The sequence below is a fragment of the Planctellipticum variicoloris genome (genome assembly GCF_030622045.1).
In the GTDB taxonomy this organism is placed as follows: domain Bacteria; phylum Planctomycetota; class Planctomycetia; order Planctomycetales; family Planctomycetaceae; genus Planctellipticum; species Planctellipticum variicoloris.
In genome coordinates this window covers 1,036,870-1,061,423 of record NZ_CP130886.1, presented here as the reverse complement: position 1 = coordinate 1,061,423, position 24,554 = coordinate 1,036,870, and the positions used below count along the sequence as shown (strand labels likewise).

Here is a 24,554-nt window from a genome sequence, read left to right as displayed (position 1 = left end):
CAGCGTCGTTCAGCGAGTTTTTTTCGCTTTCAGGTCAAAGTCGAAGGAATTCGATTCGTTGTCGCGAACAGTGACGACGTTCCTTGCCCGGTCAGACGGCGGATTTGTCAGTTCGAGCGGCAGCGTTTCGGTCGCGCCGACATCCGTGGCATTCTTTCCCTCGGGGATCGGCGAACCATCTGGCATTGCGAATTTCGAGAACAGTACGGTGTACGCTCCCGGCTCGACGCCGCTGGCGTTCGACCGATGCATCAACTCGAACGTGCCATCGGCGAGCGTTGCACCGAAGCCGCCCGTTCCCGTCGTCTGATCGCGCGGCACGAAACTCACCGAGGCTCCGGCCAGCGGCTCGCCATTGAGCAGCACCTTGCCTTTGACGGGCACCAGCTTCGGAATGGGCTCTCCCGATCGACCGCAGCCGCCGACTGCAGTGGCAACCGCCAGCGTCCCCACAGTTCCAAGCAGACGTGCAAAGAGTGCACGCCGACTCGCTCCATAACTCACCATAGAGCCACCTTTTCCTCGAGAATTGCGGCCAGAACTTGACGGGCCCTGCGCCGCTGGAATTCCAAACCGGCAGGCAACCGGCCGCCGCTCGACGGGACGCCGCTGTCGTCATGTCGAGTGACGGTGCCGATGCCGGCGGTCGGCTCAATCACCGGCCACGATTGTGAGGCGCGCCGTCCTTACTCCGTGGATGGCACTCCGACCACTTCGAAGCCCCTCGCCCTGGCCCTCTCCCGCTAAAGACGGCGGGAGAGGGGACAAGACGAAAAGGCGGACTGTTTCAGAATCGATGCCGGTGATTTAGAACTCGCCGACCGTCTGTCCGTCGGAGATCGTCGCCAGGCGCTGTCGCGTTGTCGAATCGATGTTCTGGCTGATGAAACGGACGGCGCCGTCGCCGAGGACCACGTGGCAACCGCCGTCGTGGCGGCTGCCGGGCTCGCTGTGCTCTCCGTTGCGGCCGACCTGCGACTGCTGATTCGGCGGACTGCGCCATGCGCAGCAGATCCAGTTATTGATGCCGCGGGCGGCAGCGAAGTCGACGCCGTATCCGACGTGGGCCGAACAGGCCCAGCAGCCAGTCCGTCCGTCGTCGACTTCGAGCGTCGTTTCCGAAATGGCGACGGTATTGCTCATGCCGTCGGTGACGTCGCGGATCTGGGATCGCGAGTTGCAACCGAACAGTCGCTTGGCGGTGATTCCTTCGTTATCCCAGTTGCTGCCGGGAAACGACGCCCAGCCGACCACCTGGACGCTGAACTGATACGACGAACGGGCCGAATTGGCGACGCCGCAGCCATACGTGCCGTCCGCAATCGGCTCAATTCGGCTGCCGTTGTCGGACGGGCAGAGCAGCATGGGCAGAATGGTTTTGCTGAGATTCAGATTGGTATTGAGCGCCGGGTCGGTGCCGCCGGCGATGGTTCCGCCGCCGCCGCTGCGCGTCCCGGTGGCCCAACTGAAATTGAACTGGTTGTAGAGCGGGGCCTGATCGAAGAAGGGCAGCAGGTACACGAATCCCTTGTGATTCGTGATCGTTCCGCCAGACGGCACGCCTTCGCCGACATTGGCGACTGCGTACGGAAATACGCCGTGCGTGTCGTGATAGTTGTGCAGCGCCAGACCGAGCTGCTTGAAGTTGTTCTTGCACTGCGTCCGTCGCGCGGCTTCGCGAGCCTGCTGCACGGCCGGCAGCAGCAGGGCAATGAGGATGGCAATGATCGCGATCACGACCAGCAGCTCAATGAGCGTAAAACCGCTCCGTACACGTCGAACCGATGTTCTCGTCGTCATTCGTTACTCGCTCCGAAAAATGTCGAAAAAATTCCAGCGACTCACTTCAACCGCCAGCGACTTTGCGCCACGCTGGCGAACTTCTCATCATTTCTGCGCACTGCGTCAGCAGTTTCACCAGACCCGACTGCTCACACGTGAGAATCATTCCCGAGCAGACTCCGCTGATCCGGCTCGCAAAACAGCGCACTTTTCGCAGGCGGCCGATGACCCCTGCCCGAACATGCCGGCGTGACCGACGACCGACCGGCGCCACGACTCCCCTGCGCCGCGATTTCGTAATGACCTGCGGCCTTCAACGGCTTCAAATTGTGTCTGCCGACTCTTTGCAGAAGTCGCAGGTCGTCCCCGAAGTTCTCACTTCGCAAATCCGGTTCCACATCGACCGGCTTCGGTCACGCCCGCGGACCCGCGCGACAGGGAAACGCTCTCTTGTACGCGAAACGCGAGCACTCTTTCAGGTGAGCCTCAACCCCCGTCACTCATTGGCGGTTGAACACGTTGCGCGTGGTGCGTTGGGGACGAAGAAGCCATTGACGCGGCGTCCGTTCACCGGCGTCAGTCGCCGGCCGCGATCATCGGCTGTCGTTGCGGGCGGAGCGACCAGAGGCCGACCAGCGCCAGCAGGGCGAGGTCGGCGAAGAGGAGCGGCGCGAACAGCGGCGCGCCGTAGATCAGCTTTTCCCAGAGCGCGTCCATCGGGCTGGCGGCCAGCGCGCGAGCGTGGTACCAGCAGCCCAGCACGCCAACAGCGATCTGGGCCAGCATGATCTCGGCGCTCAGTCGGAGCCATCCGCGGGACTGGTCGACGAAGATGACCGTGGCCAGATTGGCGACCGCAATCGCCGCGGCGACGACCGGAATCCACTCGCGCCACTCGAAGAAACCGTTCTGGGCGTGGTCGGCGAGGCTGAGGATGAAGTTGCCGAGGAAGCCCCCCAGGGCGAGCAGCAGCACCCAGCGAGCCCAGTCCTGCGTTCGGGCGTCGAGCATCCGATTCAGCAGGAGCAGCAGGCCGACGCCGGTATAGGACAGCGGAGCGATGAACGGGGCCGTGTAGACCAGGCTTTCGATCGTGACCTCGTCGAAAAACCGGCTTTCGAGATGCCACAGCAGCCCGGCGACGCCGACAAGAACTGCACCGCCGCCGGTCGCGAGGCCGATCCAGCGCGCAACGCGTGCTCGCCCTGTAGCGGACGTCGAAGGACTGACGCCGCGCTGTAGCACCATCGCCACCAGCAGGGCCAGCGGGGCAATCAACGAGAACCCGACGGGAATCCACTCGGCGGAGTCTGCGAAGGCATTCATCGAGTGCGCGATGAAGACGTCGACGGCCAGGAACGCCAGATTGCTCCAGGCAAACAGCTCCACAGCCGCCAAGGGGGAGGCGAATGAGCGGAACCATTGCAGGAGAGAGTGTGGCATTGGGTCAGTGGTCAGTGGTCAGTGGTCAGTGGTGGAAGACGTGTGATCGACGTCGGGTGTTCGCTCTATTCTCCGGTCTCTTCAGCAATTCGATGCTTTGCGTCGTTGCGTTCCTCTTTGCGTCGTCGCGTGAAATCTTCTCGCTCTTCTCTGCGGCCTCCGCTCACTCTGCGTCTCTGCGAGAGATCTTTCACTTCCCGGATTTCCAGGGAGCAAAGACTACTTGGCGGCCTTCGCGCGAATCTCTTCCGCGAGGCGTTTCATTTCGGTCAGTTTGCTGACGAGCTCGTAGAACCCGTGCCATTGGACGAAGTCGGCGCCCCCCATGTAGGCGCCGTGCTTGGCGGTCCGGCCGCCGTAGTGCCACATGTCGAAGTGCACGTACTCGATCGGTTCGTCGAAGGGGGCGGGCGTGAGCAGCTTTTCCGTCCGCAGTTCTTGCATCAGGTCGTCCGCCTGTTTCACCAGCTCGTTGGTGGAGGCGACGACTTCCTCGGCCTCGGCGTAGAACTTCTCGATGTTCGGCGTCGTGTGGCACTTGAGGCAGGTTTCCTGCATCTGCGCCTTGCCGTGCTGGTATCCGGGCCGTTTCTCGCTGACGGCGGCGAACAGGAACATCGACAGCCGCTCGGTGGTGTCGTGGGTGACGTTCATCCCTTCCAACCCGCTCATGTGACAGGTGGCGCAGGTCGGGACCGGCATGTCCTTCGTCGTCAGGTGTTTCGGGTCCGCGTCGAGATGGAACCGCGGGCGCTGGGCGTTGAAGAGGACGCCGTGTTTGGACTCGTGATAGATTTCGAGCTGGGAATGATCCGGCCCCATATGGCACTGGCCGCAAGTTTCGGGGGTGCGGGCCAGTTCGACCGACGAGGCGTGCCGGGCGTGGCAGGCAGTACAGTTGCCGATGGAGCCGTCGGCGTTCGGCTTGCCGATCGAGTGGCACTGCTGGCAGCCGTTGTGAACGGCGGCGGGGCCTTCGATCTGCACGAGGGCGTTGGCGGGTCGTTTGACGGCGCCGGGGTGGAACGACTCGGAGAAGGCGACCTGCTCGACGGTGAAGTCGTCCGGGCCGGAGACGGCGGCCCAGGCGGGGGCGGCGTGTCGGCTCCGTTCGAACTGGCGGTATTCAGTGGCGTGGCAGCCCTTGCAGTTCGCGGCGGTGAGATGCTTCGCAATCACGAAGCCGCGGTGTTCAAGGGGCGTCTGGCCGTCGACGGGCCGGTGGCAATCGAGGCAGTTCACGTTTTTCGCCGCGTGGGCGCTCATCTCGAACTCGTGGACGACGGCGGAAGTTTCGCGGCGATGGCACTCGGCGCACTTGCCGGAGGCCCGGACGAAGCTGGCGGAGGGCTGGCCGAGCTCGCCGGCGGGTCGCTGGCGATGGAGCAGGAACGCGGCGACGAGCATCGCGGTGGCGATGACGATCAGCGAGAAGAGGCTTTGAAACCGCATGGGATCGATCTCGGAGGGGCGATCAGAAGCTGGTGGATAGCTGATACTGCGTTTGCGCGATTTGAGCAACCTCTATTGACGGGACTTTGCTGAAAGCGTTGTGATTCTGGTGGCCTCAAGAAGTGTCATCTCGGATGGGCTCCCATCATGTTGCGCCACCACCGACACATTCGCCGCGGGACTGAGATGTGGTTTCGCGCGGCCGTTCTTCACCGGAGAGATCAACGCGAGCTTTCATGCGTGGGGAGTTGCGACCAACTGGCGTGATCCGACGCTGGGGCTCGATACTTCGCCGGACGGATTTGGGAGTCCGTTTCGGGGTTCTGTGAATTTCGCGATGGCCAACGGTTCGGTCCGTTCGTTGAACAAGAGGATCGATCCGGCGGTTCTGAAATCGCTGGCGACGCCGGCGGGTGGGGAGAAAGTCGATCCGATGGACTTCTGAGGCGTCTCAGCTCTTCCGATTCACCAGATAGATCCCCGCCGCCACGGCGATTCCCGCCACCGCCAGCCAGAGCGTCATCCGGTCGCCGCGCAGCAGCATGCCGAGCAACATGCCGAAGAGCGGCGTGGCGAAGCTGAAGACGGCGATCTGGGAGGCGGAGTGCCGCTTCAGGATGTGAGCCTGGATGGCGAAGCAGAGTCCGCCGACGAAGATCCCCTGGTAGATCAGTCCCCACCAGGCGGAGGCCGGGACGTGGGTGAAGTCCGGGCGTTCGAAGAGCGCGGCCGTCACGGCGAACAGCGCGACCGCGACGACGTCGTGCCAGAAGATCAGCTCGGTGGCGCCGATCACCCGCAGGGCGACCTTGGTGTAGACGAATTTCACGCCGAGCAGAAACGCGCTGAAGAGCAGCATGACGTCGCCGGCCACCGAGGGGAGGTCGCGCTGCTGCGGACCGGCGTGGCCTTCGGCGGTCATCAGCAGCAGCCAGAAAACGCCGCCCCCCGCCACGGCGAGCCCCACCAGTTTGCGTGCGGTCAGGCGGTCGCCGCGGGTGACGAAGTGGTCGAGACCGACGACCCAGAACGGAAAGGTGTTGACGTAGAGCGAAGCGTGCGAAGAGCTGGTCCAGGCGGCGCCGAGCGTGAAGGTGCCGATCTGGGCGAATAGCAGGAAGCCGGCGATGAAGACCGGCCAGAACTGGCCGGCCTCCAGTTTGAACGAGACCCGTTCCCAGCGACACCAGACGACCATCACCAGCGTAGCCAGGACAAACCGCAGCCCGGAGACCGTGATCGGGGGGAGGGCGTCGGTGGCGTAGCGCGTGGCGACGGGATTGCCGCCCCAGAGGGCGACGGTGAGGAGCGTCAGCAGCAGCGCCGACAGCGTCAGCGGGTGCGGCGTGGTGTGCGACGGGGCGCAGATTTCCGGCGGGGCGGCCGGCGGCAGGGTCACGGGAGGAGAGTTAACCACGAATCACACGAATTGGCACGAAGGAAGAAGAAGAGACTAGCGGGCGGATCATGGCAGGCGAAGAGACGCCGAGCGTCCTGGAGAGGCGTTCCCAGGCGGAGCCTGGGAACGAGTCAATGAGGAAGGAGAAAGGCCTGAAATCCTGTGCAAAATGAGAAATGAAAAATGCAAAGTGCAAAACGGAAGATTGGGACAGAACATCACTGATCCAGCAACTTTATCTCAGTCTTGCCTCTACTCCGTGTTCTTCGTGCCTTCCGCGGTTCAATCTCTTGACATTCATTCGTGCCGATTCGTGTGATTCGTGGTTCAAACTCTTCGAATCAATGCTCGGCGGCGTAGAGCTGGGTGACGACGCCGTCGAGGAAGGAGGCAAGTTTGGTGCTGGCGGTCATGGCTCGTTCGCGGAGCTTCCACATGTCCTGCAGGCTGCCGGGACGCTTCCATAACGAGCCCAGCACGGCCCCCATGCGGACGGAGCCGGTCTTGCCGAGGATCGACAGGACCTCCGGGGGGAGGTCTTCTGTCAGGTCATCCGTCAGGACGCGGACGACCATGAATTTCGTTCCGAGCTCCTGACAGACGCGACCGACGGCGTGGCTTTCCATGTCGACGGCGATGGCGTGGGAATGCGCCGCCAGGTCGCTCTTCTCGACAACCGTCCGCACGATCTGGTTCACGGTGACGAACGTGCCCACAAACAGTCCGTGCATGGGATCGTTGTGCATGTTCAGGTCGATTTTCAGCGGCGGATGATCGGCTTCTACGACGCCGTCGGCGACGGCGATGTGGCCGACGCGCATTTCGGGGAGCAGTCCGCCGGCGAAGCCGATCGAGAGGACCCACTTCGGCGAGTGGGCTTCGATCAGGGCTCGGGTCGCGCGGGCGGCCCGGACCTGACCCGCTCCCGACTCCACGACCGCGATGCGGGCCTTGTCGTAGCGGCCCCCTTTGAACGTGAAGTCGCCGCCGGTGTAGCTCCGCACCCGGTCGCAGCGTTTGAGGAATTCGTCGACTTCGAGCGGCAAGGCGCAGACGAGGCCGATGTCGGCGTGAGCCAGGTCCTCGTCGGGAGCGGTCATCGGCAATCCTTCAATCGCTCAGGGGGCCGGGGCGTGACCAAAAGGAAGCCCCGGAGAGAATGAAAAACCGGGGCATCGCGAAGACGCTCCTGCCCCGGCCACCCGTTCTCATCGATTCCCGAAATCCTCTCAGGCGTTCTCGGCTTCGAACTTCTTGAGGAAGTCGATCAGCGCGTCGATCCCGGCCGGCGGGAACGCGTTGTAAATGCTGGCCCGCATGCCGCCGACGCTGCGGTGGCCCTTCAGGCCGTCGAAGCCGGCTTTCGTCGCCGCCGAGCAGAACTTGGCGTCGAGTTCTTCGTTGCCGGTGACGAACGTGACGTTCATCTGTGACCGACTGTCGGTGGCGGCCGTCGATTTGAAGAGCTTGCTCTGATCGAGGTAGGCGTAGAGCTTGCCGGCCTTGGCGGCGTTGCGTTCGCCGACGCCGGCCAGGCCGCCGTTGGCCTTGATCCACTTCAGCACCAGGCCCATGAGGTAGATCGCGAAGGTCGGCGGGGTGTTGTACATCGAGTCGTTTTTGGCGTGCGTGCGGTACTGCAGCATCGGCGGCAGGTCTTTCGCACCGCGCTCGACGAGGTCGTTGCGCATCAGCACCAGCGTGACGCCCGAAGGGCCGAGGTTCTTCTGGGCGCCGGCGTAGATCATGCCGTACTTTGTGACGTCGATCGGCCGCGAGAAGATGTCGCTGCTGGCGTCGCAGATCAGGTCCGTGCCGGCCGGAATCTCCGGCTCGGCGGCCCACTGCGTCCCGAAGATCGTGTTATTCGACGTGAAGTGGACGTACGCCGGCTTCTCGCTATAGCTGATCGCCTTGGGAATATACGAGTAGTTCTTGTCCTTGCTGGAGCAGGCGATGTGCGTTTTGCCGAAGCGTTTGGCTTCTTCGATCGCCTTCTCGGACCAGCTCCCGGTAACCAGGTAGTCCGCCGTCTGATCGGCGGTCAGGAAGTTCATCGGGATCGAAAAGAATTGCGTGGAGGCCCCCCCCTGGAGGAAGAGCACCTGGTAGTCGGAGGGAATTCCGCCGACTTCCCGGCAGAGCGCCACGGTTTCTTCGTAGACGGCAATGAAGGCCTTGCCGCGATGGGAGTGTTCGAGGATGCCGATGCCGGTGGAGCCCAGCGACAGGAGGTTTTCCTTCGCTTCTTCGAGTACGCTTTCCGGCAATACCGCCGGGCCCGCCGAGAAATTCCAGATCCGCTTGGTCATGTCACCCGTTCCCGAGAATCCGCCTCGCAATCCAATGTCTGCCATCCGAAATCGGATGACGCACAGCGAGAACGCGGATTCCGTCTGTCAATCGGTCACCTGCCGTGGACAATGTCCCCGGATGGCAGGTTCTCCCGAGGATTATCGATCCCCAGCCGCCCCCGTCAACGCCGGGGAGAAGACGGAAGAGGATTCACCACGGAGGCGCAGAGGACCCGGAGAAGCTGGGAAGAGTAGAGGAACCTCGGTTGAGTCTCGCTTTTCGCGGGGATGATGTCGATTCTCCGAGCGGGAACACCCAGGACCAGTTTTTTCGTAACATGCCTCCCTGCAGCAGGTTGTCGCGTGTTGATTCAGTGAGATTTCGCCCATGCGGACGCTGGGGCTGTTTGCCAAGTTTCCTGAACCGGGCCGGGTGAAGACTCGGCTGGCGGAATCGATTGGTCCCGTTGCGGCGGCGGAGCTGGCCGAGGCGATGACGGCCGACCTGCTGGATCGGTTCCGGCTGACGGCGGATCGTCGTTGGTTAGGATATTCGCCAGCGACGCCAGACGCCGAACGGCATTTTCGACAGGCCGCCGGCCCGGGCTGGGAGCTGTGGCCTCAGCCTGAAGGGGATCTGGGAAGCCGGATGCACGCTTTTTTTGCAACGGCCAATCCGGGGCCGGAGGATGGCGCCGTGCTGATCGGCTCCGACAGCCCGACGCTGCCGGAAGCAATTGTGGCGGAAGCGTTTACAAAGCTTCGCGATGCGGATTGCGTCCTCGGCCCGGCGACGGATGGCGGCTACTACTTAATCGGTTGCCGCGGTGCTCCGCCGGCAATCTTTACTCAGGTCAACTGGAGCCAACCCACAGTCCTGAGCCAGACCGTCGAGCGGGGAGCCGGGAGTGCGCTGCGACTCGCGGAACTGCCGCCGTGGTACGACATCGACACGCGGCAGGACCTGCAAATGCTCGCCGGCCATCTGCGGCTGAGCCAGGCGGCAGGAGGAAATGTTGCAGCCCCGAAGACGGCGCAGGTCCTCGAACGAATTCTGACGACCATGACGGATTGAGGCGACCCGGACCACACTACCCAGTCTTCGCAAAACGACTATCCCACAAAATCCTCGTCGTCGAACCCGGATTCCGAGGGTCGCGTCTGCAGACCTTCGCCGAGTTGCAGTTCTTCCAGAGTCTCCGGATCAAGGGGCTCTACAATGGCATATCGCCCTTCGGTCCAGCGAAAGAAGTCGATCTGCTGGCAGCGCTTGCTGCAGAATGGACTGAAGTGCGGCCCGGGCGCCGTGGCGGGAGGAACGACCCGGCGGCAAATTGGGCAGGTGGGGGAACGGATCATGAACGGGCCTTACAAATCTGCGGCGAGAGCGGATCTGCTGCAATTATCCGCAGTTTCTGCTTTTTGTCACGTGGCTGTCGCGTCGATGGAATCCTTGAGCCTGATAATTTGAGGTGTAGCGCCCTCGGTCCGTACGCATCCCGAGCGATTCCCCAACCGCCGGCGGTCCGAAAGGCGTCCCGTTGCGATTCTCTCCAGAGGGTCTGGGATGAAGACTGATCATCGAGTTCGCCAGCGTCTCTCGGCTCTGGCCTGCAGCCTGCTGCTTGCCGGGGCGACCTCGCTTCCATCGGCCCGAGCGCAGGATGCTGGCGTTCCCTCCGCGGAAGCGTTCGATCCGTTCAGCCCGGCGCGACCGCCGGCGCCGGCGCTTCCCGAAAGTTCCCGCGTGCCGGCTCCGGCCGCTCCGGTGCAGGAACCGGTCGTCCGTGCGCCGCGCGCCGTCACCCTGGCCACAGGTCGCGGCGAGCGGGTTTCGGCCACCCCCGTGCGACTGTCGGCCGAGCAACAGCGGACCGTGGAAGCCGCCGGTCGAGCCCTGCGACAACTGTCCGACCAGTCGCTCGATTCGTATCGGCGCGGGCTGCTGCCCTTGGAAGATTTCGCAGAAATGCAGAGTGCAACGGTATCTCTGGCGAAGTCCGTCAGCCGGTTGACCGGTCGCGACGGAGACCTCAGTGCGGCCCTCGAGCGACAGGCCCGTCAGACGGCTGTGGCTGCGACGGATCTGCGCGACATCCGGCAGCCGGGGGCCTGGAACTACGATGCCGACCGGACGCTGACCGAACTGCTGTCGCTGGATGCCCGTCGGAATCTGGCCGAACTTCGCGGCGACCGGACGGCGGCGGCAACCGCACTGAGACAGCGCAGCCAGTTGGCGCAGCGGAACTGGGAGCTCCGCAAAGAGTACCTGGCGGCCGGAATGTCCGACTTCTTCCAACTGGCCCAGGCCGCGGAACTGGCCACCGCAGGACCGTCGGACTCGTCCGGCAAGCCGACTGCCGAGACAATTGCCGGATGGGAGGCGTTCCGCCCCCAACTGGCCTCGGCGGTTCAAGGCGTCGAGCGGCTGGGGACTGCAGCAGCCACACTCAACGGGGGGGGCCTCGGACGCGCGGATCAGGTGGCGCTGGCCCGATTTTCTCTCGCTTCGCTGGACTGCCGACTGGCGGTCGCCCGCGAAGATGCCTCGGCGGCACGGTCCGCAATGCAGTCGGCGCTCGATTCGTCGCGCGAAGCTTTTTCGCTGCAGTCAGATTACCAGACGCGCGGAACGGCAACGATCTACGATCTCGCCCGGACCCTCCGGATGCGGTCGGACCTGCTGAATCAGCCGGGCATCCAGGCGGCCGAAACGCTCCAGCAAGAGTTGTCGGGAGATCTGCAATCGGTTGCCAGGCTGGCGGAGCAGACGGTTGATGATCGGGGACGACGGAGCGCGGACGTATCCTTTGTCCAGGCCGTCGTCACCCAGAACACCGTTCGCGGCTGGCTGAAGAACTGAGACCCGATCCAGCAAGCCCCGCGGACGGAGTTCAAGAGCACTGCTACCGTTTCCCTCGTTCCCCAACTCCGCCAGGAAACGCCCTCCCCCGACGCCCCCGCGTCCACTTCGCCATTATCTCGTTCCCAGGCTCAGCTTGGGAACGCACTCTTCAGACGCTCCGCGTCGCTTTCCGTCTTCTCTTCACTAGCCACCAGCCACTAGCCACTCCTGCCTTTACACCTTTCCGCGCAACAACCCCCCTATTTATGAAGGGGTCAAGGAAGTGCACTCGTGTCTGCGGACCTCCGCAGGCGTCCGGAACGACCCCTTCACCCGGGCCTGATCAGGGCCCAGCGACGGGCTTTCCGCAAGGAAAGTCCGAGGGGCGCACCCCGTGTGCGCACAGCCTCGACGTCGAGCTTTTCCCGTTCACCCGGCCGCAAGACCGGCGAACCTGATCAAGTGTTTGAACCGCCGGGACTTCCACCGGCCCTTCGAAACCGCCAGACGGACTCCGGCGGGGGAAGCGTAAAAAACTCCCCCCGCCGGAGCCGATCGCGGTCCGTACGGCGGACGTCCTCGTCCGCCGCGGACCACCCATCCTGTTGACAATCAATTCACTCCACGTATTCTCATCGCACAACGCAACGCAGCTCCTCGGGCGACAGGCAGCACCACCATGTGGGACGAACGATATTCTCAATCCGGCTATGTCTACGGCACCGAGCCGAACGAGTTTCTCGCCGAGGCCGCCGCGCGGATTCCGCTCGGCCCCGTCCTGTCCCTCGGCGAGGGCGAAGGCCGCAACGCGGCGTACCTCGCCAGTCTCGGTCATCGGGTGACCGCGGTCGACCAGTCGGAAGTCGGGCTCGCCAAGGCGCAACGGCTGGCCGCCGAGCGGGGGCTGACGATCGAAACCCTGCCCGCCGACCTGGCGGACTTCCCCATCCAGCCGGGCGCCTGGTCCGGCATCGTCTCCATCTTCTGCCACCTCCCCCGGCGGATCCGGGTTCCGCTCTACGCGGCGGCGGTCCGAGGGCTGCAGCCGGGCGGAGTCTTTGTGCTGGAGGCCTACACGCCGCAGCAGATCGGCCGCGGAACCGGCGGCCCGCAGGACCCGGACATGCTGGTCTCGCTGGCCGACCTGACCGCAGAACTCGCCGGCCTGGACTTCCTCCACGCCCGCGAGCTGGAGCGGGAGGTTCGTGAGGGAGAGTACCACACGGGGGTGGCTTCAGTCGTGCAGGTGATCGGGTTGCGGGGGTGAACCCAGACGCCGAACAGGGGACGTCAAAGGGTGGCTCAAGTTGGTCGTCTGCAACCTACCTGAGCAGCGCAGCCGTCGGAAGTTTTCTCGCAGGCGGCAAATGCGAAAGCGATTGATCGTCGATCCCGCTCCAAACCTCTCATCGATACGCGATACCGATGGGACGCAGACGACCAGTCGGTACCACCCGCCGGATTGAGCCGCACTGCGCTGATCTCAGTGAGCGGCATCAGCGGGCCTCCCGTTGGGCGTTCCTATTGTGAGACAGATCGACGACTCCACCAGTACAGTAGCGGTCCAGATACGGAGCCATCGCCGCATCGAACCGGATCATCGCGGCAATCATCGCCGCTTGAACTTCCTCCCATTGAGCTTCGTCGCCCAGTTCATCACGATCCACCTGCATGACAATCGTCGGTTGCTTGCTGAGATCATCTCCCTTCCACTCCAGCGGCCGACGACTGCTTGCCTCGATCTTCACGCGACTCGCCAGCAGCTCGTCGAAGATCTCTCGGCAACTGGGATCGCCTTTACGCTCCAGGTAGATTTGGACTCGGCAATTCCCCTCAAGAACAATGAAATTCAACCAGGTTCCGTGGCTGCTCGTCTCGTAACGGTTGCGTTTGCGAACCCATGTTCGCTGCTCCAGCGACGGGTCGGCAGTCAGTTTCTTGTGCAATCCCTCGTAGAACCGGCGAAACAGGTCGTCCCGTTCGTCGACAACAACAGGTTCATCTCGCTTCGCCATCAGCAGGCCTCCTGAGGGGCGCAGCCGTTGGAAGTTGACTGGCAGGCCGCGGTCACACTTGTGGGCGATCGCCTGCCCGACTTCAAATGTCGCATCGGCGCGCGACACCAACATGTCTCACAAATCCAATCGGCGCCACCCGCCGAACCGGGATGATTTATTTCCCGGATTAACACACCTATTTATATTGCACAACCAGTAACATACCATCTGCCTGCAGCCTATATCTGTATTGATTCGCAGTCAATTCACCGTGCTCATCAACGACCCAAGGGTCTTGAAGAAACACGTCGCCGCCGACAGCGACTCTCGCAATCGCGTCATCTACTAGTTGAATACCGTGCACGACGAACAAAACCATTTGGCTCCTATTCTGCCGTGCAAACTCGACTTCGTTCTTTGTCAGAATTACTTCGCCAAGCTGTCCCACAGTTCCTTTAACCTCGACGAATTTGAATTCGCTCTCTCGAGTGCATCGGAGGTCGAAAGGCTTGCCAACCACTTCGACCACGAATCCTTGCTCCTCGAAATGCTCCTTTGCCCAGCCGACCGCGTACGACTCGATCAGTTTGCGATCCTCCGGCGACGCTTGGAACCCCTGTTGCGTCGGCGTTGATGGGGCCTGTTTCCCTCCGTCATCGCTTGGCACAACGAGTTGCAAATCTCTGCAACTGCGTCCCAGTTCTTCCAATTCCCTGACGAAATCCGGATGAATCTGCTGCATTCCGAGGCTGAAATTGCTTTGGCTCTTCAGAAACCCTGCAATCCACGGCTGATCGTTCAGGCACACGGGTTTAGGAAACGCGAATCCGACGTCACCGCAGATAACAAACGGGAAATCACCATCGTCCATCGCCTCAATTTCATCAGCTTCATACCAGCCATATGCCAGGTAACGTCGAGGCGAACTCTGTCCGCTCACGCACCAGATCTTTCCACCAAGGAATTGTTCCGGTGACTTCTTGGTCGACCAGTTCCAGCGCTCCCCAGGAACAAAGCGTTCGCCATTGAATTCGTGGCCGATTTTCTCTGTGTTGTGATATGCAATAAAGTGCTTGCCTTCTCCAGCGAATTCGTACATCGGCCCACCGATCGACTCTTGCGTTTCCGTAATGCGCGGGCACTGCTCGACCATTTCGGCATTCAGTGCCGAGTAGTCCTTCCATTCTTCAGGAAGACTTTCATGGTGGAAGATTGCTTGAGGCGGACATTCCGGAACGCATACCTCGCAGTCGATGCATTCGTCGGGATGGATGAACAGCATCGACTCCCCCTCGTAGAAACAATCGACCGGGCAGACGACTACGCAATCCGTGTACTTGCAGTTGAAGCACGGCTCGGCGACGACGTGAGTCATGGCGGTCCTTATCGGCAGAGGATGTCCACTGGGATAGGTGTATCGTACCGCAATCGCGCAACGGCGGTCCACCACAATATGGGGCCGAGTCAATCAGCGATCATCCCCCCTCCCCTCCGGCTACTCCCTGCTCGCTAATCGCTCCCCGCGCACCGGAATCTTCCCCGGCGAAGGCTGCCTCCACCACCAGACGATCAGCGCCGTTCCCGCCGCCAGGCACGTCAGGACCAGCAGGGGCTGGTAGACCAGACTCCCCTCCTCGACCTTCCAGACGTAGTCCCAGCCCCCCCCCGCCGGGAGCTGCGCACCGTAGCGGTTCCGCACGACCTCCAGCCCGTTGAACACGAAGTGAAACGCGATGCCCGGAACCAGGCTCCGGCTGCGGATGCACATCAGCCCCAGCACCAGCCCCAGCAGAGAGGCGTTGAAAACCTGCTGCGGGATCAGATGCATCACGCCGAACGCCAGGCTGCTGAACACCATCGCAATATAGATCCGGCCGCCGCGGCAGAAGCCGCTCAGAATGAAGCCCCGGAACGCGATCTCCTCGCAGAGGGCCGGCGCCCCGGCGAAGGCCAGCAGCACCAGCCACAACGGCTGACTGTCGTCCGTCATGCTCCCGAGCGCCTCGACGACTGCCGGCGGCAACGGCGGGAAGAACCCCTGAATCAGTCCCGCCAGAGTCAGAACGACCGGGTGCAGCACCACCGGCAGCGCCAGCGCGGCCGCCAGTTCGATCGATCTCGGCCAGCGCAGCCGGAACGTCGCCCGAATGCTGCTGGTCAGCATGACCCCCATCATCAGGGCCGGCGTCGCGATGATGACGAGCTGCTGGATCATCAGCAGTTGCATCATCGCCGTCGAACGGCTGGCGGCGGTCACTCCCTGCAGCGGGGCCTGCATGAACTTCATCGCGGCGAACTGCAGCAGCATGATGGCGATAAAGCAGAACATCCCCTCGGCAAACGACGGCGTCAGCTCTTTATCGCGAAACAGATGCACGATCCAGAGCCGGAGATCGAACCGCTCGGCCTCGCGGAACAGCACATCTTCACGCCCGAACTGGTCGATCGCCCACCAGAGGGCCAGGGCGGCGTAGCCGACCGAGGAGATCAGCACGGGAATCGCAAACAGCGACAGCTCGCCGATGTTCCCCGAACTGCGCAGCAGTTCCTTCAGCAGCAGCGACGGCCCCATAACCGGCATCACGCTGTAGAACGGCTCCAGCTCGACCCCCGGCGACAGGCAGAACACGGTGAGACCCATCGTCACCATCAGCACCGGCGTCAGATAGTACTGCCCTTCCTTGTTGCTGCGGGCGAAGGTCGCCAGCGCCAGGCAAAGTGCGCTGAAGAGCGCCGCGAGGGGGAGCAGCATCACGAGAACCCAGGCGATGCTGCTCACCGGGGGCAGGGACAGGTCCCCCAGGCGGGAGGCGACACCCCGGCCGGTACCGGCGAGCGAGACCATATATTTGCCGGTCCCGCCGAGGCTGAGCAGATTCAGGACCGCCGTCGAGATGCTGAAGAGGAGCACCGTCAGGAATTTTCCCAGCACGATCTCGGTGCGCGAAGCGGGACTGATCAGCAGCGTCTCCATCGTGCCGCGTTCTTTTTCGCCGGCGACGACGTCAATCGCGGGGTAAAACGCTCCCGTCAGCGCCATGATGACCAGGAGGGCCGGGAAGAGCTTGCTCCAGACATTGGCGGAGAGCTGCACCTGATCGGCGAGGTCCAGGACGTCGGCGTCGACCGGACTGGGAAGGTTTTCCGGGAGCCCTCCCGCCTTCAGCTCGCTGCGGAGCACGCGCTTTTCCCAGCTTCGCAGCGCGTCGCTGACGCGGGTATAGGCAATCTGCGACTTCTCGTCGGCGCTGTTGTAGACGACCAGCGGACGCGGAAACTCATCGGAAGTCAGCTCGCGATTCTCAAGCTGCCGGCGGCGTTGCTCCAGATGCTGCTGGAAGCCGGGCGGAAAGACGACCAGCACCTGCATCCCGCTGGCGCCGAGCGCGTCGTTCAGGTGCTGCTCGCGAATCTCCGGCGGCAGAGTCCCCTGTTTCCGGAGCTCGGGCAGCTCGTGCGTGCGAAGCTTGAGCAACCGGTCCGCCAGCGTCCGGGCGGTCTTGAGGAGCGTTGCCCGATCTGAGTCGGAGTCTTTAATCGGCGGCTGATCGTCCACGACGGCCAGTTTGTCGGCGTCGTCGGCCGTCCGGAACAGATCGCGCACGAAGTGCCCGTCTTCGAGCAGCAAAGGCCCCGAGGGCGGCAGTTCGGCGGTCCCCAGCACGACGACGGTCCGGGGCTGCTCGGAGAAGAGCAGCATCATCTGCACCATGCCGATGCCGAGGATCGGATACAGCAGCAACGGCAGCACAGCCACCATGAACAGCGTCCGCCGGTCGCGGAGCTGATCCAGGACCTCTCGCTGAAAGACGATCAGGACGTTGATCCAGTTCATGCGGCGGCGCTATCAGAGGGCATGTGTTCTCAATCGCAAAACGCTACGGGTCGACCCTTCAGAGATGCAGACTGGCGGCAGCGGCCTGATCGTGGCGATCGACCAGCGCGAAGAACAGCTCTTCCAGGTCGTTGCGCTGATGCTGCTCGCGCAGTTCGTCGAGCGAGCCGATCGCGAGGATCCGGCCCTTGTAGATGATGGCGATCCGGTGACAGAGCTTCTCGACTTCCCGCATGATGTGCGTCGAGTAGATGATGCATTTCCCCTGGTCGCGCAACGCGCGGATTTCGTCGATCACTTTGCGGGCGACCAGCACGTCGAGGCCGTTGGTCGGCTCGTCGAAGATCATGACCGGCGGGTCGTGGACGATGGTCCGCGCGATGGAAACCTTCTGCTTCATGCCGGTCGACATTTTGGACCCGAGCATGTCGCGGATTTCGGTCATCTGCAGCCGCTCGAACAGGTGCGTAATCCGCTCCTGCAACCGGTCCTCGGGGATACCGTAAAGGCGGCCGAAATACTCCACCGTCTCCCAGGCGGACAGCCGGTCGTAGATGCCGGTGTTGCCGGACATGAAACCGATCTGGCCGCGGACCTCCGCCGGGTGGGTGGCCACATCGTAGCCCGCGACGATCGCCGTCCCGGAGGTCGGCTTGAGGACTGTGCTCAGGATCCGCATGCAGGTGGTCTTGCCGGCGCCGTTCGGGCCGAGGAGGCCGAAGATTTCGCCCGGTTTGACCTCGAAGCTCACGTTGTCGAGAGCGGTGACGCCCCCCTGCCGCAGGTCCGCGAAACGCTTCGTCAGTCGTTCGACGGTGATCATGCGCGGGGCAGGCCGTTAAGGATGAAGCGTGCTGGCTCCGAATCTCGGTCTCGCAACCAGAGGATCGACCCGGTCGCGGTCGGTGCATACCGGGCGTTCTCAAGTCTAGCATCCGGACCGCGTTCCGTCCGGTCGCGCGGGCCGGTCAAACGGGCCAATCGGTCAATTCAGCACCGGCAGGAGGGTCCTGCTGGCGCGAGGCGCAAGATCCTGCGGATCGGTCTCGTCGATGTATTCGTAGAAGACGTTCCGCTGCCGGGGAATATATCCCGCATCCCGAATCAGACTGCGGATCATTTCCAGGGTCAGATGGTAAACGGTACCCGCCTGGGCAACGACGTTTTCCTCGATCATCAGGCTCCCCATGTCGTTCGCGCCGAACATGAGGGCCAGACCGCCGATTTTGTCTCCCTGCGTGACCCAGGAAGACTGGATATTGGGGACATTGTCGAGGTAGAGGCGGGAAATGGCCTGCGTCTTCAGATACTCGAATGCGCCGGCCTCTGGAGTTTTCGACATGTCGACGCCGCCGGCCCGGTCGCCGCCGAACCAGGGGGCGTGTTCCGGGGCCTGGAACGTCCAGCAGATGAAGGCGGTGAAGCCGCCGGTTTCGTCCTGGAGCTGGCGGATCCGGTCGAGGTGTTCGACGCGGTCTTCGAGCGTCTCCACGTGACCGAACATCATGGTGCCGCTGGACTTGCCGCCCAGTTCGTGCCAGACGCGATGGACGTTCAACCAGTCGTCCGTGAGGACCTTGCCTCGGGTGATTTCTTTCCGGACACGGTCCACCAGAATCTCGCCGCCTCCTCCCGGCAAACTTCCCAGACCGGCCGCTTTGAGCCGTTCCAGGACTTCGCGGAGCGGGAGCTTGCTGACTTTGGCGAAATGGAACAGCTCCGGCGGGCTGAAACCGTGAATGTTGACCTGAGGATAGGCCTGCTTGATGGCCCGCAGGAGGTCTTCGTACCACGACAGCGGTAGCGTCGGGTGGAGGCCCCCCTGCATCAGGATCTGGTCGCCCCCCAGGCCGACGGTTTCCTCGATCTTGTGCAGGATTTCTTCGGTCGAGAGGACGTACGCCTCTTCGTGCTTCAGCGGGCGATAGAACGCGCAGAAGTCGCAGACCGCCGCGCAGACGTTCGAGTAATTGATGTTCCGGTCGATGTTGTACGTGCGATACGGCTCGGGATGCAGCCGACGGGTGACCTGATCCGCGGCGTGGCCGATCGCCGTCAGATCGTGGGACCGGAGGAGCGTGAGGCATTCGTCGGTGCTGATGCGTTCGCCGTCGACGGCTTTAGCGAGGACTCGGGCAACTTCGGCAGACAAGGTCGACTCCTGACGGCGCAAGTCCCAACCGGGACGCATACTGATAAAAGAGTTGCAGGCCCTTCCGCTCCGGCTCGCCGAGCACGAAGTGCAGGTTTTCCCGCAGGTATTGAATCGTAGTCGGCAGGCTGAGTCCCAGCAACGGAGCCTCCCGGCGGGCGATGGCTTCCAGCCGCTCGACCCCCAGATCGCGGGCCCGCGACAGGGCCTCTTCCACCGGCCCCAGATCGCAGTCGGCCCGGGTGACCCACATTGCAAAGACAAACGGCAAACCGGTCCAGCGATTCCACTCCTCCCCCAGATCCCACGTGTCGCGGAATTGCTCTTCCGGCGAGGAAATCGCCCGGTCGCCGATGATCACCAGGGCGTCGGCGGGACTCTCCAGGACCGGTCGATTGAGCGGCAACGGGAGGAGTTCCGGCCGGACGCCAAAGCGTTCGGCCAGGAGGACGCGGGCCAGCGTGGCGCTGGTGCGGGACCCTTCGTCGAGCGCCAGCGTGCGGATTTCGTTCCAGGGAACGCGGGTATAGAGTTTGACGCTCAGCACCGGCCCGCGAGCCGCCACGCAGGCGTCGGACACGACTTCATACCGGCCGTCGCCCCGGAAATACTCGATTGAGGGAATCAGAGCGACGTCGAGCCGGCCGCTGGTCAGGTCGTCCGCCAGCCGGCTGGGGTAGTCCAGCCGGAGATCGGCCCCGGCCGCGAGCTCGGCGAGGCCCTCCACGAGCGGTTTCGAGTTTAGATACGTCACCGCACCGATCTGCAAGCGCCGGGGCTCGCCGAACGTGACGGTCATGATCTTTCTCCGAGTGCCGGGGAACTCCTTGCGAACGTTCGCAGAGCGTTCCCCTCCGTTGCCAAGCTGTCTGCGGGCCGACTAGGATGCGACGTCCCGCCGTCCGCTGCAAGCGGACAACCGCAGACTGGCGATCCGCTTAACACGTTCGGCCCCGCTTCGCATCCGGGCCGACTTGCACTTTGAGAACACGTATGTCCGCTGAACCGCTGCAGTTGGGTTTGATTGGCGTCGGCAACGTCGGGACCGGCGTGGCGAAGATTCTGCTGAATCATCCCGACCGGATTACGCGGCGGAGCGGCCGACCGGTGGTAATCCGGCGGGCCGTCGTGCGCGATCTGAGCAAGCCGCGGGATCTGGCGTTGCCGGCCGGCGTGCTGACGGACGATGTCCAGGCGGTGATTCGCGATCCCGAAATCAAGGTCGCCGTTGAGCTGATGGGGGGGATTCACCCGGCCCGCGAAGTCGTCCTGGAGCTGCTGAAGGCCGGCAAGGACGTCGTGACCGCGAACAAGGCGCTGCTCTGCGAGCATGGCGACGAGATTTTTCAGTTGGCGCGGGAACTCGGCCGGACGGTCGCCTTTGAGGCCGCAGTGGCGGGGGGGATTCCGATCATCGCGGCGGTCGGGCAGTCGATGGCGGCGAACCAGATCGTCGGCATCCAGGCGATTCTGAACGGCACCAGCAATTACATCCTCTCTGAAATGCTGCTGCGGGGTCAGACGTATGCGGACGCTCTGCGCGGAGCGCAGGAACTGGGCTATGCGGAAGCCGACCCGGCGCTGGACGTGAACGGGACGGACGCCGCGCAGAAGCTGGGGATCCTGGCCCAGCTCTCCTTCGGCACGAAGGTGCCGCTGTCGGAGTTCCACTGTTCGGGGATCGACAAGCTGGAGCAGGCCGATATCGAATACGCGGGGGACCTGGGCTATACGATCAAGCTGCTGGCGTCGGCCCGGCTGGTGGAGGGGCGGCTGGAGTTGAGCGTCCGTCCGACGCTGATCCGCCGGGACAGGGCGCTGGCGATGACGCACGGCCCGTTCAACGCGATTCTGCTCGATGGCGACGTCGTGGGGAGCGTGTGGTATTCGGGACGCGGGGCGGGACAGGATCCGACCGCCTCGGCAGTGACGGCGGACATCATCGACATGGCGATCGGGCGGGCGCAGCTCACGTTTTCGCGGCTCGACCTGTGGGGCGAGAGCGCCGGCTTCCCGATCGCGCCGCTCGAAGAGACTGCGAGCCGGTTCTATCTGCGGCTGGCGGTGGATGACCGTCCCCACGTGATGGCGGACATCACGGATATTCTGGGCCGGAACAACATCAGCCTGGCGAGCGTCATTCAGCGGGAAGCGCCGGAGGTGGAAGGGGACAGCCCGACGCCGGTCGTGCCGCTGGTGATCATGACGCACCGGACGAAGACGGGTCAGTTACAGGCGGCGGAAGCGGCGCTGCACAAGCTGGGTTCGGTGAAGTACCCGTGGACGGTGCTGGCGGTGGCGGATTAGAGCGGGGGAGGCTGGAAGAAGTGGCTAGTGGATAGTGGCTGGGTGGTTCGTGAGGAGAAGAAGTGGGCTTGGGTGGCACGTCCCAGAGTCTGCGATGGGCGTGTCTTTGTCCGGCATGCCTGGTATCAACATGGCGACGGTGTGTTGTGGTCGCTCGAATTCCAGCGGTGTCGGAGCGAAGCGCTCCTCAACCCCTGGCGACCCTCTTTGACCCCTGACGGGGTCACGGAGGTGTTGGTGGGGGATGAATGGCGCTCAGGCTCAGGCGGTATGGCAGCGCTACACGAGGGTGTGATCAAGCTCTGCCGCCGGTAAATTCCCGTCGCATTGCGACGTCGCGGAATTGTCGAGTTATGTAACGAATTCGCTTCTTAGTATCGCCCGAGGACGCTCTCCTAGTCAAAGACCATTCTCGCTGACTTCGGCGGCAACTGGCACATCGACTTCTGCTCATACTCGAACAATGCCCGTTGAGGATCACGCTGAAACGCCCGTTTCATATCCAGCACCATCTCCGCCCGCTCGAACTCCTTGTCAACTCCCCATATTTGCGACCAAGACAAAAACGCGTGCCTGCTTGGCACCCACTGCATCATGATCAGTGCCGGACGGTATTCGTTTCCCACCGGAATAGACCACTCGCTTCTTGTTACTGCCATACGCTCTATGCAATACACTGCCGGCGTGCACACGGTATATGCACACATCGCCAACGCCGCCCCAATGCCAACTAATATCATCCGCCAGTGCAGCTTCTGTAATACTCTCACACCTGGCAGCGTTGATTGAAGCGAGGCTCTCACGCCGACGAACTCTGAAATGCGCATATACTCGATCCTTCTCGCGTGCCAGGATCCACTCTGGTTGGAAGCTTCCCCGACCGCGCTGGCTCAGCCCCGTGCAAGTTCACGAGGGAAAGAGCCTGTCCCCGGCCAGCAGGCGCGGACGAGCCGGCCGAGCTGTTTCAGGTTCAGCAGATCCTGACCTCGCTGGCGGAGGACCTTCAGGTAGCAGGCCCGCGCGGTCTTCCGGTCGCCTCCCTGCAGGGCGGCGCGGGCCAGGCTCAGCAGCCAGCGCGAGGCAAATACCGGGCGCAGTTTTAACGCCGTCGCCGGCAGAACGCCGGGCTGGAACAGGGCGTCGACGGTCTTTGTGCCGTTCTGCAGGTGCCGGGAGTAGTCACGCCGCGCGCGGGCGGCGTGGTCGAACATTTCGACGACGACGGCGGGAAATGACCAGCAGGGAAACCAGGCCAGCAATTGACCGAAGAAAACGACGTCTTCGCCGTTGGTGACGCCGGAGGGAAAGCGGATGTCGCCGAGGGCGTCCCGTCGGACGGCGGCCATGCCGCTGGCGATCGTGAAATCGCGGCAGACGTAGCGGCGGAAGTTTTCGGTCGGGGTCGTCATGCGCGGCAATGAGCGTTTCGGAACCGGGATGCCGTCGATCCCGATGCTGCGATAGCCCCCCAGCAGCGTCACCGCCTCCGGGTGTTCGATCGCGGCCTGGTGAAAGTGTTCCAGGGCGCCGTCGGCGAGCCGGTCGTCGGCGTCGAGGAAGAGGATATAGCGGCCGCGAGCGCGTTCGATTCCCGCATTGCGGGCGACGGCGACTCCGGCATTCGGCTGGCGGACGTACGTGATTTTTGCGGCGAGCCGGGCGGCGACCGCCGGGGTGTCGTCCGTGGAACCGTCGTCGACGACCACGATCTCGCGCGTGGGGCCGGTCTGCGCGTGGACCGAGTCGACGGCGCGTTCGAGGTAGGCCCCGTAATTATAGGTCGGGATGACAACGGTGAAATCGGGAACGGTTTCGGTCACGACGCCGGCTCCAGTGTGCTTCCCGCCGAAAACAGCGGCCGGTTTATAGATCCGTGAAACGTTTGCGGCAAGAGGCGATCTTGGTGGCGAGGCGGGATTGAGAGGGGGCCGTTGTCAATCGAGCGCCTGCCCGCGAAATTCCCGTACGATGGACGTCCACGTCCGCCGTGTTTCATCCGCGAATCACCGCATCGAAGAGGTCGACGGACGTGGACGCCCGTCGTACATCGGAGGGACGTTCGCCGAACCTCGGTCTGACAGTGTGAGCCCGTGAGAAACAACGCCCGCCAATGTCGAACGGCCCTGGCTGGAGCGGCGAAGTGGCAAACTGGTGAGTCGAGGCGTGCGGCCCCGTTTCCTTCGCCCCGCCGGGGCTCCCTGAATCTTGGTTCGGGACCGAACCACGGGTTGCGCGTCGGGTGGCTTCGCCACCGCGCCGCTCCACCCGTGGCTATATTCCTGCGCCCCGCCGGGGCGAAGGGCGAGAAAGCTGATCTTGCTCCGGGGGAGTGGTCGCAGGTATGGTTCCGCGTCCGGAAGTCGGGCTGAAAAGGCAGGTTCCGTGGCGGGGAAGAGCGACGAGTTGAATCGAAGGACCTGCGGCGGCGCTGGCGACGGCGTATCGCGGCGGTCGTGGCTGCGCGGCGCGATCGCCGGCGGACTGGGGCTGCTGCTGCCCGGCTGCGGCTATATGGTCGGTCAATCGTACAGCCCCGAACTGCGGACGGTCAGCGTCCCGATCTTCGAGAATACCGGGTATCGCCGGGGGATTGAGTTTCAGCTCACCGAAGCGGTGCAGAAGGAAATCACCCGGCGGACGCCGTATCGTCTGGCCAGGGGACCGGAAGCCGACACGCGGCTGTCGGGCAAAATCGTCGACGTCCGCAAGGATGTGCTGGGGGAAACGTCTCAGGACGATCCGCGCGAGCTGCAGCTCACTTATCTGGTGCGGGTGAGCTGGGAGGATCTGCGAAACGGCCAAATTCTGGCCCAGCAGGAAGTTCCCATCGCTCCGGCCGACATTCCGCTGATCGGCCAGGCCGAAATGGCCCCGGAAGTCGGTCAGTCGCTTGCGACGGCGACGCAGGAAGCCGTCGACCGCCTCGCCCGGCGGATTGTCGACATGATGGAAGTCCCCTGGTAGCGCCCGATGGCCGGCTCTTGAGCCCCGGTTTCACGTTTCCGGGGAAGTCACCCCAGCGTCCCCGAGTCGGGCGGCCCGGCCGGC

At 63.3% G+C, this 24,554-nt stretch carries 21 protein-coding genes and 1 pseudogene; 5 read left to right on the top strand and 17 right to left on the bottom strand.

The annotated features are described in order from the left end of the window. Positions 1–9 precede the first annotated feature (9 nt). The 7 genes from SH412_RS04150 to serC form a co-directional block, all read right to left on the bottom strand. Complete coding sequence (locus SH412_RS04150) at positions 10–507, bottom strand: hypothetical protein (RefSeq protein WP_336522252.1); 498 nt, start codon at positions 505–507, stop codon at positions 10–12. A 300-nt stretch (positions 508–807) separates the two neighbouring features. Next, on the bottom strand, positions 808–1,800 hold the full coding sequence (locus SH412_RS04145; protein WP_336522251.1) for a DUF1559 domain-containing protein: 993 nt from the start codon (positions 1,798–1,800) through the stop codon (positions 808–810). Between the two features lie 558 nt (positions 1,801–2,358). Next, a complete protein-coding gene (locus tag SH412_RS04140) occupies positions 2,359–3,225 on the bottom strand; it encodes a hypothetical protein (RefSeq protein WP_336522250.1) in 867 nt (288 codons plus the stop codon). Positions 3,226–3,444: 219 nt separating this feature from the next. Continuing rightward, positions 3,445–4,677 carry a multiheme c-type cytochrome gene (locus SH412_RS04135; protein WP_336522249.1) on the bottom strand — a complete coding sequence of 411 codons (1,233 nt, stop codon included), beginning with the start codon at positions 4,675–4,677 and terminating at the stop codon, positions 3,445–3,447. A gap of 451 nt (positions 4,678–5,128) precedes the next feature. Further along, entirely contained in the window at positions 5,129–6,076 is a 948-nt protein-coding gene (locus SH412_RS04130) for a DMT family transporter (RefSeq protein ID WP_336522248.1), read from the bottom strand. Between the two features lie 341 nt (positions 6,077–6,417). Beyond that, positions 6,418–7,176, bottom strand: a complete 759-nt coding sequence (locus tag SH412_RS04125) for a phosphorylase family protein (RefSeq protein WP_336522247.1) — start codon at positions 7,174–7,176, stop codon at positions 6,418–6,420. A gap of 129 nt (positions 7,177–7,305) precedes the next feature. Further along, positions 7,306–8,388, bottom strand: coding sequence for a 3-phosphoserine/phosphohydroxythreonine transaminase (gene serC / locus SH412_RS04120; RefSeq protein ID WP_336522246.1), 1,083 nt, complete (start codon positions 8,386–8,388; stop codon positions 7,306–7,308). Positions 8,389–8,758: 370 nt separating this feature from the next. Between serC and SH412_RS04115 the strand changes: the two genes are divergently transcribed. Continuing rightward, positions 8,759–9,445 (top strand): TIGR04282 family arsenosugar biosynthesis glycosyltransferase, encoded by a 687-nt coding sequence (locus SH412_RS04115; RefSeq protein WP_336522245.1) that lies wholly within the window; start codon positions 8,759–8,761, stop codon positions 9,443–9,445. 38 nt (positions 9,446–9,483) lie between these two features. On the opposite strand, the gene SH412_RS04110 is transcribed toward SH412_RS04115, so the two are convergent. Then, positions 9,484–9,729 carry a DNA gyrase inhibitor YacG gene (locus SH412_RS04110; RefSeq protein ID WP_336522244.1) on the bottom strand — a complete coding sequence of 82 codons (246 nt, stop codon included), beginning with the start codon at positions 9,727–9,729 and terminating at the stop codon, positions 9,484–9,486. Between the two features lie 208 nt (positions 9,730–9,937). On the opposite strand from SH412_RS04110, the gene SH412_RS04105 reads away from it, so the two are divergent. Further along, a complete protein-coding gene (locus SH412_RS04105) occupies positions 9,938–11,233 on the top strand; it encodes a hypothetical protein (RefSeq protein WP_336522243.1) in 1,296 nt (431 codons plus the stop codon). 661 nt (positions 11,234–11,894) lie between these two features. Further along, positions 11,895–12,482 carry an SAM-dependent methyltransferase gene (locus SH412_RS04100; RefSeq protein ID WP_336522242.1) on the top strand — a complete coding sequence of 196 codons (588 nt, stop codon included), beginning with the start codon at positions 11,895–11,897 and terminating at the stop codon, positions 12,480–12,482. A 229-nt stretch (positions 12,483–12,711) separates the two neighbouring features. On the opposite strand, the gene SH412_RS04095 is transcribed toward SH412_RS04100, so the two are convergent. From SH412_RS04095 to SH412_RS04070, 7 genes and pseudogenes are all read right to left on the bottom strand, one after another. After that, positions 12,712–13,344, bottom strand: a complete 633-nt coding sequence (locus SH412_RS04095) for a DUF4268 domain-containing protein (RefSeq protein ID WP_336522241.1) — start codon at positions 13,342–13,344, stop codon at positions 12,712–12,714. Between the two features lie 64 nt (positions 13,345–13,408). After that, positions 13,409–14,311 carry a protein NO VEIN domain-containing protein gene (locus tag SH412_RS04090; RefSeq protein WP_419555840.1) on the bottom strand — a complete coding sequence of 301 codons (903 nt, stop codon included), beginning with the start codon at positions 14,309–14,311 and terminating at the stop codon, positions 13,409–13,411. Positions 14,312–14,320: 9 nt separating this feature from the next. Beyond that, positions 14,321–14,587 (bottom strand): annotated as a pseudogene (locus SH412_RS28525) (4Fe-4S dicluster domain-containing protein); the annotation flags it as partial. A 120-nt stretch (positions 14,588–14,707) separates the two neighbouring features. Continuing rightward, entirely contained in the window at positions 14,708–17,047 is a 2,340-nt protein-coding gene (locus tag SH412_RS04085; RefSeq protein ID WP_336522239.1) for an ABC transporter permease subunit/CPBP intramembrane protease, read from the bottom strand. A 58-nt stretch (positions 17,048–17,105) separates the two neighbouring features. After that, entirely contained in the window at positions 17,106–17,870 is a 765-nt protein-coding gene (locus tag SH412_RS04080; RefSeq protein ID WP_336522238.1) for an ABC transporter ATP-binding protein, read from the bottom strand. 162 nt (positions 17,871–18,032) lie between these two features. Beyond that, a complete protein-coding gene (gene mqnC / locus SH412_RS04075) occupies positions 18,033–19,199 on the bottom strand; it encodes a cyclic dehypoxanthinyl futalosine synthase (RefSeq protein ID WP_336522237.1) in 1,167 nt (388 codons plus the stop codon). Beyond that, entirely contained in the window at positions 19,168–19,998 is an 831-nt protein-coding gene (locus SH412_RS04070) for a menaquinone biosynthetic enzyme MqnA/MqnD family protein (RefSeq protein ID WP_336522236.1), read from the bottom strand. The genes mqnC and SH412_RS04070 overlap by 32 nt, the downstream gene beginning before the upstream one ends. Before the next feature lie 194 nt (positions 19,999–20,192). Between SH412_RS04070 and SH412_RS04065 the strand changes: the two genes are divergently transcribed. Further along, positions 20,193–21,506 carry a homoserine dehydrogenase gene (locus tag SH412_RS04065; RefSeq protein WP_336522235.1) on the top strand — a complete coding sequence of 438 codons (1,314 nt, stop codon included), beginning with the start codon at positions 20,193–20,195 and terminating at the stop codon, positions 21,504–21,506. 395 nt (positions 21,507–21,901) lie between these two features. Here the strand turns inward: SH412_RS04065 and SH412_RS04060 are convergent, their stop codons facing one another. Together SH412_RS04060 and SH412_RS04055 are read right to left on the bottom strand one after the other, a co-directional pair. Beyond that, positions 21,902–22,333 (bottom strand): hypothetical protein, encoded by a 432-nt coding sequence (locus tag SH412_RS04060; protein WP_336522234.1) that lies wholly within the window; start codon positions 22,331–22,333, stop codon positions 21,902–21,904. Between the two features lie 63 nt (positions 22,334–22,396). Then, positions 22,397–23,326 (bottom strand): glycosyltransferase family 2 protein, encoded by a 930-nt coding sequence (locus SH412_RS04055; RefSeq protein WP_336522233.1) that lies wholly within the window; start codon positions 23,324–23,326, stop codon positions 22,397–22,399. A gap of 583 nt (positions 23,327–23,909) precedes the next feature. Between SH412_RS04055 and SH412_RS04050 the strand changes: the two genes are divergently transcribed. Next, the gene (locus SH412_RS04050; protein ID WP_336522232.1) at positions 23,910–24,470 is read left to right on the top strand and encodes an LptE family protein; all 561 of its coding nucleotides are present in this window, start codon (positions 23,910–23,912) and stop codon (positions 24,468–24,470) included. The last annotated feature ends 84 nt before the right edge of the window (positions 24,471–24,554 follow it).

Coding starts and splice junctions, on each gene's coding strand:
- SH412_RS04135 (WP_336522249.1), bottom strand. CDS start 4,677: ATGCGGTTTCAAAGCCTCTTCTCGCTGATCGTCATCGCCACCGCGATG.
- SH412_RS04125 (WP_336522247.1), bottom strand. CDS start 7,176: ATGACCGCTCCCGACGAGGACCTGGCTCACGCCGACATCGGCCTCGTC.
- SH412_RS04095 (WP_336522241.1), bottom strand. CDS start 13,344: ATGTTGGTGTCGCGCGCCGATGCGACATTTGAAGTCGGGCAGGCGATC.
- SH412_RS04065 (WP_336522235.1), top strand. CDS start 20,193: ATGTCCGCTGAACCGCTGCAGTTGGGTTTGATTGGCGTCGGCAACGTC.
- SH412_RS04100 (WP_336522242.1), top strand. CDS start 11,895: ATGTGGGACGAACGATATTCTCAATCCGGCTATGTCTACGGCACCGAG.
- SH412_RS04085 (WP_336522239.1), bottom strand. CDS start 17,047: ATGAACTGGATCAACGTCCTGATCGTCTTTCAGCGAGAGGTCCTGGAT.
- SH412_RS04110 (WP_336522244.1), bottom strand. CDS start 9,729: ATGATCCGTTCCCCCACCTGCCCAATTTGCCGCCGGGTCGTTCCTCCC.
- SH412_RS04060 (WP_336522234.1), bottom strand. CDS start 22,333: ATGCGCATTTCAGAGTTCGTCGGCGTGAGAGCCTCGCTTCAATCAACG.
- SH412_RS04115 (WP_336522245.1), top strand. CDS start 8,759: ATGCGGACGCTGGGGCTGTTTGCCAAGTTTCCTGAACCGGGCCGGGTG.
- SH412_RS04145 (WP_336522251.1), bottom strand. CDS start 1,800: ATGACGACGAGAACATCGGTTCGACGTGTACGGAGCGGTTTTACGCTC.
- SH412_RS04140 (WP_336522250.1), bottom strand. CDS start 3,225: ATGCCACACTCTCTCCTGCAATGGTTCCGCTCATTCGCCTCCCCCTTG.
- serC (WP_336522246.1), bottom strand. CDS start 8,388: ATGACCAAGCGGATCTGGAATTTCTCGGCGGGCCCGGCGGTATTGCCG.
- SH412_RS04090 (WP_419555840.1), bottom strand. CDS start 14,311: ATGTACGAATTCGCTGGAGAAGGCAAGCACTTTATTGCATATCACAAC.
- SH412_RS04070 (WP_336522236.1), bottom strand. CDS start 19,998: ATGACCGTCACGTTCGGCGAGCCCCGGCGCTTGCAGATCGGTGCGGTG.
- SH412_RS04105 (WP_336522243.1), top strand. CDS start 9,938: ATGAAGACTGATCATCGAGTTCGCCAGCGTCTCTCGGCTCTGGCCTGC.
- SH412_RS04150 (WP_336522252.1), bottom strand. CDS start 507: ATGGTGAGTTATGGAGCGAGTCGGCGTGCACTCTTTGCACGTCTGCTT.
- SH412_RS04080 (WP_336522238.1), bottom strand. CDS start 17,870: ATGATCACCGTCGAACGACTGACGAAGCGTTTCGCGGACCTGCGGCAG.